This is a genomic window from Luteimicrobium sp. DT211 (genome assembly GCF_049844995.1).
GTDB lineage: Bacteria > Actinomycetota > Actinomycetes > Actinomycetales > Cellulomonadaceae > Luteimicrobium.
Genome location: NZ_JBNCMC010000001.1, coordinates 444825 through 460851, shown reverse-complemented (window position 1 = coordinate 460851; position 16027 = coordinate 444825). Strand labels below are relative to the sequence as shown.

Annotated in this window: 8 protein-coding genes; 4 read left to right on the top strand and 4 right to left on the bottom strand. The window is 74.3% G+C overall.

Translation table 11 applies throughout. The features are described from left to right. Positions 1-147: 147 nt before the first annotated feature. Positions 148-1566 carry an MFS transporter gene (locus ACLQ14_RS02100; RefSeq protein ID WP_425809374.1) on the bottom strand — a complete coding sequence of 473 codons (1419 nt, stop codon included), beginning with the start codon at positions 1564-1566 and terminating at the stop codon, positions 148-150. 203 nt (positions 1567-1769) lie between these two features. Between ACLQ14_RS02100 and glp the strand changes: the two genes are divergently transcribed. Then, positions 1770-3749 carry a gephyrin-like molybdotransferase Glp gene (glp, locus tag ACLQ14_RS02095; RefSeq protein ID WP_425809372.1) on the top strand — a complete coding sequence of 660 codons (1980 nt, stop codon included), beginning with the start codon at positions 1770-1772 and terminating at the stop codon, positions 3747-3749. Beyond that, complete coding sequence (locus tag ACLQ14_RS02090) at positions 3746-4009, top strand: DUF6457 domain-containing protein (RefSeq protein ID WP_425809370.1); 264 nt, start codon at positions 3746-3748, stop codon at positions 4007-4009. The genes glp and ACLQ14_RS02090 overlap by 4 nt, the downstream gene beginning before the upstream one ends. Positions 4010-4022: 13 nt before the next feature. Here the strand turns inward: ACLQ14_RS02090 and ACLQ14_RS02085 are convergent, their stop codons facing one another. After that, positions 4023-6764 carry a lamin tail domain-containing protein gene (locus ACLQ14_RS02085; RefSeq protein WP_425809368.1) on the bottom strand — a complete coding sequence of 914 codons (2742 nt, stop codon included), beginning with the start codon at positions 6762-6764 and terminating at the stop codon, positions 4023-4025. Positions 6765-6897: 133 nt separating this feature from the next. Here ACLQ14_RS02085 and ACLQ14_RS02080 point away from each other — a divergent pair, with 133 nt between their 5' ends. Beyond that, the gene (locus ACLQ14_RS02080) at positions 6898-7938 is read left to right on the top strand and encodes a phosphotransferase family protein (RefSeq protein WP_425809366.1); all 1041 of its coding nucleotides are present in this window, start codon (positions 6898-6900) and stop codon (positions 7936-7938) included. A gap of 44 nt (positions 7939-7982) precedes the next feature. Here the strand turns inward: ACLQ14_RS02080 and ACLQ14_RS02075 are convergent, their stop codons facing one another. Continuing rightward, on the bottom strand, positions 7983-8951 hold the full coding sequence (locus ACLQ14_RS02075; RefSeq protein ID WP_425809364.1) for a helix-turn-helix domain-containing protein: 969 nt from the start codon (positions 8949-8951) through the stop codon (positions 7983-7985). A gap of 159 nt (positions 8952-9110) precedes the next feature. On the opposite strand from ACLQ14_RS02075, the gene ACLQ14_RS02070 reads away from it, so the two are divergent. After that, positions 9111-13280 carry a S53 family peptidase gene (locus ACLQ14_RS02070; protein WP_425809362.1) on the top strand — a complete coding sequence of 1390 codons (4170 nt, stop codon included), beginning with the start codon at positions 9111-9113 and terminating at the stop codon, positions 13278-13280. 135 nt (positions 13281-13415) lie between these two features. On the opposite strand, the gene ACLQ14_RS02065 is transcribed toward ACLQ14_RS02070, so the two are convergent. Then, positions 13416-16019, bottom strand: coding sequence for a TIM-barrel domain-containing protein (locus ACLQ14_RS02065; RefSeq protein WP_425809360.1), 2604 nt, complete (start codon positions 16017-16019; stop codon positions 13416-13418). Between the last annotated feature and the right edge of the window lie 8 nt (positions 16020-16027).

The following is a 16027-nucleotide window of genomic DNA, read 5'->3' as shown; positions in this document are numbered from 1 at the left end:
AGCAAGCCAAGTCTTGCCTTAGTGTGTTGAGGCTTCCCTCATGCCCCCGGCCCGACCGGCGAGCGGGGGTGGTGTGCCGCGCCGAGGGCCTCAGAACCTCGGCGCGGCAGCCTGGGGGAACGGTCCGCCCGCGAGCCGGGCGCCCGCTCAGATCGATCGGGCCGCGAGCCGCGAGCCCTTGCGCTGGTACACGGACCAGGTGACGACGCCCATCACGAGGTAGACGCCGATGAAGACCCACAGGGCCGGCGCGAGGCTGCCGGCGTGGTTGGTCGACGCGGCGAACCCGCGCGGGATGAGGAACCCGCCGAACGCGCCGATCGCTCCCGCGATACCGATGCAGCCGGCGGCAGCCTTGCGGGCGACGTCGAGCGCGGCGGGCCGGGCGTCCGCGTCGACGCCGGTCTCGGCGTCGGCCCTGAAGATCGCCGGGATCATCCGGTAGATCGACCCGTTGCCCACGCCCGACGCGACGAACAGCACCATGAACGACCCGAAGAACAGGCCGAAGCTGTGCTCGTGGAGAGCCCCGATGGCGCCGAGCGCGCCCAGCGCCATGACGACGTAGGACGCGATCGTCACCCGGGTGCCGCCCACCTTGTCGGCGAGCGTCCCGCCGAACGGGCGCGCCACCGAGCCGACGAGCGCGCCGAGGAACGCGAGCTGGATCGTGACGTCGGGGAACTGGTTCTTGAGCAGCGTCGGGAACGCGCCCGAGTACCCGATGAACGACCCGAACGTCCCGATGTAGAGGAACGAGACCACCCACGTGTGCCGCGAGCGCGTCGCGGAGGCGAAGCCCTTGGAGTCCGCGTGCGCCGTCGTCAGGTTGTCCATGAAGCGCCACGCGAGGAACGCCGCCACCACGACGAACGGGATCATCATGAGGCCCGCCCGGCCCAGGTGGACGCCCGCACCCGCCGCGATCACCAGCGGCACCGCGAGCTGGACGGCCGCCGTGCCGAGGTTCCCGCCGGCCGCGTTGAGGCCGAGCGCCTTGCCCTTCTCCTTCTCCGGGTAGAAGAACGAGATGTTCGCCATCGACGACGCGAAGTTGCCGCCGCCGAAGCCCGCGAGCGCCGCGACACCCAGCAGGACGCCGAACGACGTGTCGGGGTTCTGCACGACGATCGCGAGCGCCGTCGTCGGGAGCAGGAGCAGCAGCGCGGACACGATGGTCCAGTTGCGGCCGCCGAACGCCGTGACCGCGAACGTGTACGGGATGCGGAGCGTCGCGCCGACGAGGCTGGGGATCGACACGAGCCAGAACTGCTGGTCGACGGTGAGCGCGAAGCCCGCCCCCGCGAGCTGCGGGACGACGATCGACCACAGCGCCCAGACGGAGAACCCGAGGAACTCCGCGAACATCGAGATCCACAGGTTGCGGCGGGCGACGAGGCGGCCGCCGTCGCGCCAGAACGTCGGGTCCTCGGGGTCCCAGTGCTCGATCCAGCGGCGGCCGAGGCGGCGCTTCGCGGCGCTGGGGGCGGTCGAGACGGCGGGGTCCGCGCCGGCGGCCGGGGCGGGGGCGGCCGTGGTGGTGCCGTCCGTGGTGGGGAGTGACATGGCGGTCTCCTCGGGTGACGGGTGCGGGACGTGCGGTGGTGGATCGGTGCGCCCGACGCTAGGAAGCCCGTGTTTCCGCGCTCGCCGCAGGCAGTTAAGCGTCCGTAAGGGTTTGCGCACAGCGCTCGGGCCGCGGCGGTGAGGGCGAGGCTCTTGCTCCGGACAACCACCCGAACAGGGCCGCGCCGACCTACGGTGGGGCCGTGGACTCCCCTGCCCCGCTGCGTACCGTCGACGAGCACGCGCGCCGGGCGGTCGCGCTCGTCGAGCCGCTGCCGATCGTCGACCTGCCGCTCGACGAGGCCGTCGGGGCGATCCTGGCCCGCGACCTGGTCGCACTCCTCGACCTGCCGCCGTTCGACGCCGCCGCGATGGACGGGTACGCGCTGCGGCGGGCCGACGCCGCAGGCGCCGCCACGGTGACGATCATCGGCGAGGCCGCGGCGGGCACGACGTTCGACGGCGTCGTCGGCCCTGGTGAGGCCGTCCGGATCATGACGGGCGCGCCGCTGCCCGACGGCGCGGACGTCGTCGTGCCCGTCGAGCGGACGTCGGCGCGCACGTTCGCGCCCGACGGCGACGCGCCGCCCGACGAGCGCCACGTCACGGTGCCGGCGCTCACCGCGGACGACCGCGCCCACGTCCGGCGCCGGGGCGAGGACGTCGCCGCCGACGCCGTCGTCGCGAACGCCGGGACGGTGGTGTCCGCGCGGCTCGCCGCGCTCGCCGCGGCGCTCGGGCACGGCACGCTGCCCGTCCACCGGCCGCCCGTGGTCGCGGTGCTGTCGACCGGCGACGAGCTCACCCCGGCGGGCGCGCCCCTCGCGCCCGGCCGGATCCCCGACTCGAACTCGGTCCTGCTCGCGGGCGCCGTCCGGGGCGCGGGGGCCCGCGCCGTCCGCACGGGCGGCGTCCCCGACACGCCTGCGGCGCTCGCCGCCGCGCTCGACGGCGCGGTCCGCGCAGGCGCCGACCTCCTCGTGACCACGGGGGGCGTGAGCGTCGGAGCGCACGACGTGGTCCGCGCGCTGCTCGCCCGGCTGCCCGGGGACGCGGCGGCGGAACCGGGCGCCGCGACGGACGCCGACGTCGCCGCCGTCGGCATGCAGCCCGGCAAGCCGCAGGCCCTCGCCCGGTGGCGCGGCGTGCCGTGGGTCGCGGCGCCCGGCAACCCGACGGGCGCGTACGCGTCGTTCGAGCTGTTCGTCCGGCCGATGCTCGCCCGCCTCCGCGGCGTGCGTGGTCCCGAGCCCACCGACGAGTCGCGGGTCGTCGCCGCGGGCTGGCGCTCCCCGCGCGGCCGCCAGCAGATCGTCCCGGTCCGCCTCGACGACGCCGGCCGCGTCGCCCCGGTCGGGGACGGTCACCGCCTGTCGGCGCTCGCCCGGGCGGACGGGCTCGCCGTCGTGCCGGCCGACACGCACGAGGTGGACGTCGGCGACGCGGTGCCCGTCCGGCGGTTCACGCCCGCCGCCGAGGCGCCACCGCTCCTCGACGGCCCCACGGATCCGCGCGTCGTGTTCGACGCCGTCGTCCTGGCGGGCGGGCGCGCCGAGCGGCTCGGCGTCCCCAAGCCGGGCGTGACGCTCGCCGGCCGCACGCTGCTCGACCATGCGCTCGCCGCGACCCGGGCGGCCCGCCGGACGGTCGTCGTCGGGCCGCCGGAGCTGGCGCGGCCGGGGGTCGCGGTCGTCCGCGAGGACCCGCCGTTCGGGGGCCCGGTCGCGGGCCTCGCGGCCGGTCTGGCAGCCCTGCCCCGGCCGGAGCCGGGGGTGTCCGAGATGCCCGTGCTCGTCGTCGCCTGCGACGTCCCGCGCGCCGCCGACGCCGTGCCCCTGCTGCTCGCCGCCGCCTACGGCCCGGAGGCCGACGCCCCCGACGGCGCGTACCTCGTCCGGGACGGGCGCCCCCAGTGGCTCGTCGGCGTGTACGCGCGCGAGGCCCTGGACCGCGCGCTGGCCGACCTCTCGGCTGGCGGCGACGGTCTCGCGGGCGCGAGCGTCCGGGCGCTCGTCGCGGGACTGCGCTGCGCGGAGGTCGCCGACCCCGACGCCCTGAGCGACGACGTCGACACGTGGGACGATGCCGCCAGGCTCGCCGCCACACTCGCCCCCGACGACGAGGCGCACCGCGCCGCGGGCGACGGCCCGGACGATCCGAACGACCCGAGGAGGCACTCGTGAAGGAGCTCGACGACTGGCTGCAGGCGCTCGCGGACGAGGTCGGGTTCGACCCCGCCGACGTCGACGTCGAGGCGGTGCTGGACCTGGCCGGGGACGCCGCCCACAACGTCGTCCGGCCCGCGGCGCCGCTGACGACGTACGTCGCCGGCTACGTGATCGGCCTGGCCGCGGCGCGGGACGGCGGCGAGGCGCCCGAGCCCGCCGCCGTCCTCGAACGGATCGCCGGGTTCGCCCGGGCGTGGGGCTCCGCGACCGACTGACGCCCGGTCGGCGTCAGCCGACCAGCACCCAGGCGTTCTTCTTCGCGCCGGCCGCCGGGGCGTCGCCCGACGTCCACCACTGCGCCTGGTAGACGTGCCCCTGGTACGTCACCTTCTCGCCGCCCACGTAGAGGGTCGCTGCGCTCCACGCCGGGACGGTCCCCGCGGCCGCGCTCACGACCTCGCTCCACGGCCCGCCGACGCCGCCCGGCACCTGGTTGCGGGTCCACCACAGGGCCTTGAACGTGCGGCCCTGGTAGACGACGACGTCGCCCGCATCGAAGACGCGCGACGCAGTCCAGGCCGCGGTGCCGTCGGCGGCGGTGGCGATCTCCGCCCACGCGCCCGTGGCGTTGCCGGGCTTCTCGCCCTTCGTCCACCACAGCGCCTCGAAGACCGCACCGCCGGACGAGACCTGGTCGCCGGCGCCGTAGGCCGTCGTCGCGTCCCACGCGCCCGGGCGCGGCACGCCCTGCTCGCCGAGGCCGAGGTCGCAGGAGATGCGCCCGCTGTAGAGCGCGTGCCCCTCGCTCGCGGAGCCGCGCCCGGTGCCGTAGATGCCGTCGTCGGACCAAAGGACCTCGCGGGTGCCGTCGACGCACGTCGACGCCGGCGCGACGGCGAAGCCCTCGAGGTTGTCGACGGGCAGCCCGGCGGGCTTCGCGTAGACGACCTCGGGGACGACCGCGCCCGTCGAGCTCATCTTCAGGACGGTCGAGGCGACGCCGCAGGTGTTGTCGCACAGCGCCCAGATCCGCTGGGTGCTCGCGTCGAACTGGACGTCCATGACGTGCCCCATGCCCGTGTCGACGACGGCGACCCGGTGGTACGTGTGGTCGGCGTCGAGCGCGTAGGCGTAGAGCTTGCCGTCGTTCTCGAGGCCCGCGAAGTACAGCCCCGTGCCGTGGCCCAGGTAGTCGCCCGGCCGGTACGTCGCGCCGGTCGACTCGTCGACGAACCCGTTCGCCGTCAGGTAGCTGTCCGGGACGAACGCGACGCCCTCGAACCCGAGGTTCGCCTCGGTCTTGTTCCCGGCGTGCAGCTCGGGGAACTCGGACGTCAGGTCCCACTGGTCGGTCGCGACGAGCTGGTCGCCGGGCTCGGTCGGGTCGAAGCGCAGGATCGAGTTCAACGGAATGGTGTTCGCCTGGTTGTTGCGCTCGGTCGTGACGTAGAGCGCGCCGTCCGCGCCGACCGTGAGGCCCTCGGTGTCGGGCTGGTTGGTCTGCGGGTCCGCGTCGCCGGGGAAGAAGATCTCCTTGCCCGCGCCCCAGTCGTTGCTCGTGTCGGGGACCCAGCGCCCGTCCTGCTTCACGAGGCGGAACACCCAGCTCTTGTTCTTGACCGCGTAGAGCACGTTCGCGTCGGTCGGGTCGAAGGCCAGGCCGCTGACGTCGCGGCCCTCGGGACCGGTGGTCGTCGTCCAGGCGCACGGGGCGTCGGCGAGCGTCACGTCCGCGCTGCCCGGCCAGGTCGTGGCGGGCAGGGCCGTGGCGGGGAGCGTCCCCGTGCCCGACGGCGCCTCGGGCTCGCACGTCAGCGTCGAGCCGCCGCCGTCACCGCCACCCGCGGGGTCGGTCACCGGCGACGCGCACGCCGTGGTGTTCGAGGCGCCGAAGCTCTTGGGCACCACCGACGCGAAGTCGCCCGTGCCGTCGGGGCAGCGCGCGAACGCGCCCGCGCCGAAGTCGTCGGTCTCGTCCGCGCCGGCCTGCCCGGCCGTGTACGTCACGGAGTCGACGAGCGTCCCCGCGGTGCCGTCGGGACCGTCCGGGAGGTAGACCTTCACGCCGTCCCCGCCGCTGCCGAGGCCCTTGGTCGAGGAGAAGTACACGTAGCCGTGGGCCGGGATCGTCGTCGTGGCGGCGCCGTCGGGGAGCTTCGCGGCGAAGGCCGTGGCGCTCGCGGCCGCGCCGCTGTCGATCTGCAGCCAGCCGGCGATGCTCACGTCCGACGCGCCCGTGTTGACCAGCTCGACCGCGTCGCCGACGGGGGTGTCGCCGTTGTCGGACGAGACCTCGTTGATGCGGACGTCCGCCCAGTGCGGGTCGACGCCGGTGCCGGTCCCGGGATCGCCGCCGTCGTCGCCGCCGCCGTCGGACGCGCGCGGGTCGCGGCCGTCGCCGAACCGGCTGGTGCCGGGCGAGCCCAGGTCCGACGCGCCGCCGACGGTCGCCGCCCACGCGTGGTCGGCGTCCCCGGCGACGGAGAGCTGCCACTGGCTGGCGTCGTCCGAGCCGAGGGCCGCGGCCGACTTCGGGACGCCGGAGACGCCGTCCGTGCGGGGGCCCTTGAGGGTGCCCGTCCCCTGGTCGTCGTAGGCGAGCCGGTCGACGAGCGTGCCGTCGGCGTCGTAGACCTCGACGTCGCCCGCGCGCCCGATGTTGTGGGTCACGTCGCCGACGATCTTGACGTGGGCGTCGAGGCCCCACTGCGACCGGAAGGTGGCGGCGGGCGCCTCGGTGAGGACCACCGACTCGCCGGCGGCGACCTCGCCGAAGGCGGTCAGGGGCACCTGGCCCGCGCCGCCGCCGCTCGTCGCGTAGGACCAGCCGGCGAGGTCGACGGGGCCGGCACCGACGTTGGTGAGCTCCACGAACTCGCCGGCGGTCGCCTCGCTCTTGTACATCCACTCGGTGATCCGGACGTCGGGGGTCCCGGCGGCGTGCGCGGCGCCCGGGAGCGCCAGGGCGAGGACGCCCGCGGTCGCCACGACGGCGAGCGCTGCGAACGCCCGAGGGGCATGAGTCTGCATGGTGCGGATGGTCTCGGAGCGAGCCGTCCGGAGGCAGTCCGGCGCGTGAACAGCACGCGAACAACCAGGCTCGGGCGGTCCGGATGCTTTCGTCCGTTTTTCACGAGACCTCCGGAATCGTTACGCTCGGGTGGTGACGACGCCCCCGCAGCCGACGCCAGCGCTCACGGACGAGCAGCTCGCTGCCCTCTGCGCACCCCTCGGCCGACCGGTCTCCAGCGAGCGGCTGCCCGGCGGCCTGTTCGCCGCCGTGCACGCGGTCACCCTCGACGACGGCCGCCGCGTCGTCGTCAAGGCCGGCACCGCCGACGCCGCGCGGCTGCTGACCTACGAGCGCGGCATCATCGGCACGGAGGCCGCGTTCCTGCGGCTCGTGCACGCGACGCCCGAGGCGCCGTCGGACCTCGTGCCACAGCTCCTCCACGAGGACCGCAGCCGGACCGCGTTCCCGGGCGACGCCGTCGTCATGACGTACGTGGACGGCGTCCCGTGGTCGCAGGCGGCCGAGGCCGCCGAGCGCGCCGGCGCACCCCTGGACCCAGCGACGACGGCGCGCGTCCAGCGAGCGGTCGGCGGCGCCCTCGCGTGCCTCCACCGGGCGAGGGGGTCGCTCTACGGCTACCCGGCGCCGGAGGCCGGGCTCGCGCGCACCACCTGGCCCGACGCGTTCGCCGCCATGATCGAGGCGGTCCTCGACGACGCGGTCCGGTGGGGGATCACCGTCCCGTCGTTCGCGGTGCGGGAGGCCGTCGTCCGGGGCGAGCACGCGCTCGCGCGCGTGACCACGCCGCGGCTCGTGCACGGCGACCTCTGGGCCGGCAACGTCCTCGTCGACCCCGCGACCCTCGAGGTCACGGGCGTGATCGACGGCGAGCGTGCGCTGTTCGGCGACCCCCTGTTCGACCTCATGGCCGCGGACGCGATGGGTACCGGCGGGATCCCCGCGCCGTACCTCGAGGGCTACCGGGCTGCCGGCGGCACGCTCGCCGAGCCGCGCACGCCCGCCGCCGAGGACGAGGCCCTCCGCCTGCGCCTCTACCGGCTGTACCTGCACCTCGTCATGCACGTCGAGCAGGGGCCGCGGGGCCCGGCCGCGCCGGAGCACCGCGCGCACGTCACGCAGAACCTCGACGCGCTCGTCGGGCGGCTGGGCGCGCGCCCGGTCGCCGTCTGAGACCGGGGCGCCCACGCCCACGCGCGAAGTAGGCGGGCGGGAGGCTAGAGCCAGCCGCGACGGACGGCCTGCGCGCCCGCCTGGAACCTGCTGGTCGCGCCAAGGCGCGTGACGAGCTCGGCGATGTGCCGCCGCACGGTGCGCTCGGACAGGCCGAGCTGTCGCCCGACCGCCTCGTCCTTGAGGCCGGCGCCCAGCAGGCCGAGGAGCTCGCGGTCGACCGCGGACAGCTCCCGGTCGGCCTCGGCGCCCGCCGGCGCGAACAGGGGCGCGCCCTGGCTCCACGTCGCCTCGAACAGCTCGACGAGCGCGTCGCACAGGCGCGACCGGCGGACCACCACGGCCGCGGTGCGGGTGCCCTCCTCGCTGTCGGTCAGCGGGATGACGGCGATGTTGCCGTCCACCAGGACCATCTTGAGGGGCACGTGCGGCACGACGCGCGCCTGCTCGCCCAGCGCGACGACCTCACGGATGTTCTCGGTCCGACCCTCGACCGACAGCACCTCGGTGGCGTACACGGCCCGGACCCGCACGCCCCGCGCGAGCACCTGCTGCTCCGCGACGGGCGCGTTGGGCTCCGCCGCGACGTACGGCGGCGTGTCGAAGGCGAGCACCTCGTGCTGCGCCGCGAGCAGGACCTCGGCGACCCGCTCGGTGATCGCCGTGGGGCCCTCGAGCACCTCGACGAGCCGGTGCGGCTGGGAGCGAAGCGTCCGCTCGTGGAAGTCGGCCGCGTACGTCTGGACCGCCGACGCCGCTCGCTCGAGCTCCGCCTGCCGCACCCGGATGAGCGCCGTGAGCCCGAGCGCGGGGTCGACGGGCGCGAACCGCGCCGGCGTGGTGTCCAGCCCGGTGACCAGGCCGACGGCGAGCAGCCGGTCCACGGCGCGTCGCGCGACGAGGGCGCTCACCTCGAGCTGCTCGGCCAGGTCGCGGACGCCCAGGCTCGCGTGGTGCAGCAGCACGCGGTAGGCGCGTTCCTCGACGTCCCCGAGACCTACGCCCTCGAGCATCTGCCGTCCTCCGTCAGGTGAACCCCCGGCAGTGACAACGTTAACGGCCAGAACCGGAAGGTGGCCGGTTGTGACCACCCCGTGGGCACAAGGAATCCGCGCCCTTCCTGGCAGGGTGGCAAGCACCGCACCGCACCGCCCACAGAAGGAACCCCCCGGATGAGAGCCCGCACCTGGAGCCTGCGCTCCGCCTGCGTCGCCGCGACGACAGCCGTCGTCGTGGCGTCCGTCTCGGCGCCCGCAGTCATGGCGAGCACCGCCAGCACGTCCGACCAACGGTCCGACGCCGGCAGCTCGAGCGCGACCCACCTGAGCGTCGCTCAGCTGGACAAGCTGAGCAAGAAGTACACCCCGCAGTCCGATGGCACCCCCGGCCTCGTCGCCGACGCCGCCGGGACGACCGGCACGTCCGGCGCCTCGGCCCAGACCCAGAAGCAGGCGCTGAAGGGCACGTCGAGCCAGAACGACGGCGACGTCGACGGCTTCGTCTCCAAGGGCAGCGTCGAGACGATCCGCGGCGCGATGTCGACCCTGGCGCTGAACGGCACCACCGACTGGGTGGGCATCTCGAGCGCCGGCACGGTCGCGCGCTACGACGCCGCCGGGCACATCGTCTGGCAGCAGGGGGGCCACGACCTCAGCGCCGCCTGGGACATCACCCCGGTGGGCGGGGTCCACCACGAGGATCTGACCCCCCAGCTGTACGAGGGCTACAACCCGTACCAGCCGAGCGCCGCGGGCACCCACCCGTTCGCCCAGGCGGACTTCAACCACGACGGCACCGCGGACGTCGCGGTCGCCTACCAGCTCGGCGTCTCGCCGGACGCGCCGTTCACGACGCCCGGCTCCAAGCTGCAGAGCGGGACGTTCGTCAGCGTCTTCGACGGCCGCACGGGTGCCATGCTCTGGCACCAGCTGGTGGCCGGCACGGTCGGTTCCATGACCGTCCAGGACGGCACGCTGATCGTCGCCGAGACCACGGGCCCGCGCGACCAGTACAACCCGGTCCCCGAGCAGTCCGACAGCCGCAGCGCGCTCCTCGGCTACCGGTTCTCGGGCAGCGGCCACACCTCCCTCACCGGGACGAAGGCCTGGACCTACTCGACGAAGGCGCCGTACGCCGACTGGTCCGACGTCGAGAACCTCGGCTCCGGCCAGGTCACGGCGGGCTGGACCGACACCCCGCTCGGCCTCGGCAACCCCCGCCCGGCCGCCGGCCACGTGATCGTGGTCGACGCGAAGACCGGCAAGGCCGTCATCGACGTCAAGACGCCGGGCTACCCGCGCATCGTCCAGCCGGACGCCACGAGCGGCCGCGTGCTGGTCGCCGAGCAGAACGACCCGACCGACGACGTCAACTGGTCCCTCACGACCGTCGACACGCGGACGGGCGCCCGCAAGGTCGTCATGACCCACGAGGGCGCGATCCCCGAGTCCGTGCAGGTCAACCGCTCGAAGCTCGGCATCGTCCTCGCCGGCCAGCCGCAGTACGTCGTCTCGGAGCTCGGCATCAACGCCGACCTGACCGACGGCGCGTCCTCGGTGCTCGGCCTTTCAGCGACCGGCAAGACGACCTGGTCGTACACCACGAAGTCGACCGTCGGCGCGGACGAGTCCCCGGTCACGGCCGTCTCGATCGACCCCCTGGGCCAGGTGCTCGTCGCCGTCTCGGACGGCGTCGCGGAGTCGCTGACCAGCCCCGAGGGCCCCTACCACACGCAGCTCGTCGCGCTCAGCGCCCGCACCGGCAAGGTCGCGTGGTCGCACGACGGGAACGTCGCCAGCGACCAGGTCACGCCCTACCTCGGCGGCTACCTCACGGTCGGCTACGACCTCACCGCCTGGCGGACGAACGTCCTCGGCAAGGCCACCGCGGAGCCCCTGCTCGGCGACCTGTACGCCTCGGACGCCACCGACGTGAACCACGACGGCACGCCCGACCTGATCGTCGGCGGCCAGTCCCACGGCATCTTCGCGCTCGACGGCAAGTCCCTCAAGGGCGACGCCATCAAGGTGCTCTGGGAGACCCCGGTGAGCGCGGGCGTGCACGCGGTGCACGTCGCCGATGTCGCGGACTCGCACGGCAAGACGACGCAGCGCGTCGTCGCGGCGACGTCGGACGGCTTCGCGGTCCTCGACCCGAAGTCCGGCAAGCTCGTCTCGGACACGGCGACCGGCGCGTTCCAGTACGACACCCCGGTGATCGGCGGCCACGTGGTGGCCTCCAACGCGCACGGCGTCAGCGCCTACGACGCGTCGGGTCACGCGGTGTGGTCCTACGCCCCGGCCGCCGCGAAGGGCAAGAACACCGCGTTCTCCGTGCCGGCCACGGACGGTGACGGGCACCTCTTCCTCGAGTACGGCGGAGTCCGCACCGCCTTCGGCTCCGGGACGTCCGACCCCGCCCCGACGGGCGTCTCGCTCGACGCGGCGAAGGGCACCGAGCGCTGGTCCTTCCACCCCGCGGAAGACCCGCAGGCGACCTGGATCGAACCGCAGGCCGGCGTCTACGCTTCGTCCGACATCCCCGGCGCGGGCGGCCACGGCGTGGCGTTCGCGTTCGGCGGCGACAAGCCCGCGACGGGCAGCCACACGATGATGATCGTCGACGGCCTGACGGGCACCCCCGTGGGCACCCACACGTCGAGCGGCTCCGCGACGTTCCAGGGCTACGCCTCGTCGCCGACCCAGGGCCTCCTCTGGCTCCACTCGATCATGACGTCCGTGCTTCCCGCGGACGGCTCCGACCAGTACGAGAGCCAGGAGAACTCGTATCTCCAGAACGGCGTCGTCGCGACCGCGCAGGACGGGTCGGAGATGCTCGTGGCCGGGACGGGCGGCATCTTCGCGTACTCGCTGCCGTTCCCGAACGACCGCTGGGAGTATCAGTACGGTGACGCCTCGGCGTTCGCGTACTACGCGGGGCACGTGACCGCGCTGCCGCTCGACAAGGACAAGGCCACCGACCTCGTCGGACTGCAGCAGGACTACACGGCGTACAACCTCAACGAGAACGTGGGCGGCTTCTCGGCCGACCCGTACGCAACCGACGCCTTCCCGCACGGCCTGACCGTGCTGCAGGCGACCGGCACGTCGGCCGCCGCCGCGAAGGACGCCGCCGCCCCGGCGCCGTCCGCCGCGGAGACCAAGGCCTCCACCGGGACCGTCACGCTCGACGACGGCTCGCTCCCCGTTGGCGTCGCATCGGCGCCGCACAAGGTCCTCTCGAAGACGGCCGTCTCCCCGAGCATGCTCGCGAAGTCGAACGCAGCCGACGACGGCGAGACCACGCGCGGCTACACCCCCCAGCAGATCCAGAAGCGTCTGGGCCTGACGGGCGACGGCACCGGGCAGACGGTCGCGATCTCGATCGCGTACGACTACCCGTCCGCCAAGTCGGACCTGAACCACTACGCGGCGCACTTCGACCTGCCGCTGACGTGCGACGCCGACGGGGCCGACCAAAAGGACTGCTTCGACTTCCAGACGGTCTACGCGGACGGCACCAAGCCCGTCCAGGACGACGGCTGGAACGAGGAGGCCGCGCTCGACATCGAGTCGGTGCACTCCGTGGCGCCCCACGCGAAGATCGTGCTCGTCGAGGGCAAGGACGCGTCCGCCGAGGGCCTGTACAAGGCCATCGACACCGCCGCGTCGCTGCACCCGGCCGCGATCAACAACAGCTGGGGCATGCCCGAGTTCTCGGAGGAGTCGTTCTACGACGGCCACTGCGACATCACGACCGTCTGCACCCAGTCCACGGGTGACGACGGCCACCCGTCGGGCTACTCGAGCACCAACGTGCACGTCCTCGCGGTGGGTGGCACGAACCTCGCGCTCGACGCGGACGGCAACACGACGGCCGAGACCGCCTGGTCCTCGACCGGTGGCGGCCTCAGCTACTTCGAGAAGCGCCCGTCGTACCAGGACGGCGTGGTCTCCTCGCCGTTCCGCGGCACGCCGGACGTGAGCTTCGTCGCCGACCCGAACACCGGCGTCGCGGTGTACGTCACCCTGGCCGAGGCCGGTGGCAGCTACTGGATGCAGGTCGGCGGCACGAGCCTCTCGTCGCCGATGTGGGCCGGCATCATCGCGACGGCCGACCAGCTCCGCGTCGCGAGCGGCAAGGCGCCGTTCGCGGCGGCCGGCGCCAAGGGCGACACGATCCACAAGGCCGTCTACTCGCTCGGCTCCGCGCTGAACGACGTGACGTCCGGGTCGAACGGGTACTGCGGCCTCGAGTGCACGGCCGGACCCGGGTACGACACCGTGACCGGCCTCGGCTCGCCGCTGGCCGGGATCGACAAGGCCCTCGCCTCCAAGGAGTAGCGAGACCCGCCCGGCGTCGGGGTCACGACGCCGGACGTGAAAGGACGAGGCCCGCCCCCCTCCGCAGGGGGCGGGCCTCGTCGTCTCCGCGAAAGCGACCGGCCGCCCGTATATCTGGCGAAGCAGTACGTCGCGTCAGGGGTTGAGGAGCAGCTCGCCGAGCGCGGTCTCGAGCGGGCGGTCCAGGCCGAGCGCCTGGAGCCGTGAGACGCGCGTGGTCGCGGGCTCGTCCGCGGTCGCGACGGCGAGCAACCGCTCCTTGAGGTCGTACGCGATCTGTGCCCGGTCGAGCAGGTCGAACACGCGGCCCGCGAGGTCGCCCGCCTCGAGCGTCGTCCCCGGCCCCAGCACGACGACGACCTCCGCCCCGACCGGCACGTCCGCGACGGTCACGGCGAGCCCCGAGCCCCGGGGGTCGGCGGCCAGCGCCACGCGCTCGACGGCCGCCTGGACGCGAGCGCCGTCCACGGTCGCCACGACCAGGGCGGCCTCGTCGGCGCCGAGCACTCCGAGCGACGGGAACGTCAGCGTCCACGTCCGGCGCGCGGGAACGGCGGCGAGGCCGTCCGCTCCCCCGCGCGCCGGCCCGACGACGGCGCGACCGCCGGCCTGCGACCACCGGACCGGGGTCCGCACGACGTTCGGGGCGTCCGCGGACGCGACCGGGCCGCCGTCGTCCTCGACGAGGTCGAACGCGCCGTCCGCGCCCACGACCACGAGCACCTCGAGGGCCTCGGGAGCGGCGAGGTCGTTGCCCGGGACGGCCGCGGCGTCGAGCGGCACGACCGCGCCCGCGGGGGCGAGGACGGGCACCGAGGCGAGCGGGCGGTGCAGCACGATCTCCCGCCCCTGGCCGGAGCCGGCGTCGTAGACCTGACCGGTCAGCACGTCGACCCACGTGCCCGGCGGCAGCCAGGTCAGGACCTCGCCGAGCCGGGTCGCGCCGTCGGCGGGGGCGGTGATCGGCGCGACGAGCAGCTCGGACCCGAAGAGGAACGTGTTCCGCGCGTCGTACGCCCCCGCCGCGCGTGGCCAGCGGTGGTAGAGCGGCCGGACCAGCGGCGTCGCGTCGAACGCGGCGCGATGGTTCATGGCGTGCAGGTAGGGCACGAGCCGGTGCCGGAGCCGCAGGAACGCGGTCATGACCTCGCGCGCCTCGGGCCCGAACGCCCACGGCTCCTTGGTGATGAACGGGTTGGCGCCGGAGTGCAGCCGCATGATCGGCGACAGCACGCCCAGCTGGAACCAGCGGGTCGCGAGCTCGTCGTCCTTGGCGCCGTGGAAGTGCCCGCCGACATCGTGCGACCACCAGCCGTAGCCGATGTTCGCCGCGGACGCCGTGAAGTACGGCTGGAAGTCGAGGCTGGCCCAGGAGATCACGCTGTCCCCGGAGAACCCGACCGGGTAGCGGTGCGACCCCGGGCCGGCGTATCGGGAGAAGGTGAGCGGCCGGTCATCGCGCACGGCCCGGCCGCCCGGGGTGCGGGTCAGCTCGCGCGGCCGCGCGTTGTCGAGGAAGTGGACGTGGTTGAGCATCCACAGCGGGTCGATGCCCGTGACGCGCGAGTGCGGGCCCGACTGCCAGTCGAGCCACCAGAAGTCGACGCCGTCGCGCTCGAGGCGGCGGTGCGGCACCGCGAGGTAGGCCTCGAGGAACGCCCGGTCGGTCACGTCGAAGGCGATCGGGTCGCGCTGCGAGGTGTCCCGGCCGAGCGCCGCGGCCATCGCCTCGTAGGCGTCCTCGTGCGCGCGGACGCCGTCGGCCGGGTGCACGTTCAACGTCACCCGCAGGCCGTGCTCGTGCAGCCAGTCGAGGAACTTCGCGGGGTCCGGGAACAGCGAGCGGTTCCACGTGTAGCCCGTCCAGCCGCTGCCGAGCGCGGGGTCGACGTCGACGACGTGCCAGTCCATGTCCACGACGCTCACCGAGAACGGGAGCCCCTCGGCCGCGAACCGCTCGATCAGCGCCTCGTACGACGCCGCCGTGTACGGGTGGTACCGGCTCCACCAGTTCCCGAGCGCGAACCGCGGGAGCAGCGGCTGCGGCCCGGACACGGCGTAGAAGGCCCGCAGCGCCTCGGCGTGGTCGGTCCCGTACGCGAACACGTACAGGTCCTCCCGCCCGCCCGACGACGACGTCCCGGACCGCGCGCCGGCCGCGGCCGGGCGCGGCGCGACCCAGCCGTCGTCGGTGAACAGCATGGACGCGGAGTCGTCGAGGACGGCGAACCCGGTCCGGGAGGCGACACCGGGCTCGAGCGGGACGGCGCCGTCGGCCTCGTCGAGCGTGCGGGCCGTGCCGCGCAGCCCGGGCATCCCCGCGACCGTGCCCTCGGCGTCGCCGAGCTCCTCCCCGTACCGCCACACCGAGTGGTAGACGGTCACGCCGCCCTGGACGGCGACGGACAGGCCGCTCGTGCTGAACGGGCCGCGGTCGTAGACGAGGCGGAACCGGTCCGTGACGACCTCGAGGTTCGGGCCGTCGTCGAGCACCCGGAACTCAGGGACGGGGAGGCGCCGGCGCACAGCGAAGGTCGAGGCGCGGTCCTCGAAGACGCCGTCCTCGGCGTACTCGAGGCGCACCAGCCCGTCGGTGAGGACCGTGACGCGGTACCGGTCCCCCTGCACGACGGCGCGTGGGTCCGCGACCGGGTCCGTCACCAGGGCAGGGATCCCCTCGGGCGGGCGCGCCGCGCCGTCGAGGGCGGGCGCGGGGAGGCTGCGGGCGTCGTCGGGCATGGATCCAG

Excerpts from the sequence above, each read along its gene's own strand:
- ACLQ14_RS02065 (WP_425809360.1), bottom strand. The coding sequence starts at position 16,019 with ATGCCCGACGACGCCCGCAGCCTCCCCGCGCCCGCCCTCGACGGCGCG.
- ACLQ14_RS02070 (WP_425809362.1), top strand. The coding sequence starts at position 9,111 with ATGAGAGCCCGCACCTGGAGCCTGCGCTCCGCCTGCGTCGCCGCGACG.
- ACLQ14_RS02075 (WP_425809364.1), bottom strand. The coding sequence starts at position 8,951 with ATGCTCGAGGGCGTAGGTCTCGGGGACGTCGAGGAACGCGCCTACCGC.
- ACLQ14_RS02100 (WP_425809374.1), bottom strand. The coding sequence starts at position 1,566 with ATGTCACTCCCCACCACGGACGGCACCACCACGGCCGCCCCCGCCCCG.
- ACLQ14_RS02085 (WP_425809368.1), bottom strand. The coding sequence starts at position 6,764 with ATGCAGACTCATGCCCCTCGGGCGTTCGCAGCGCTCGCCGTCGTGGCG.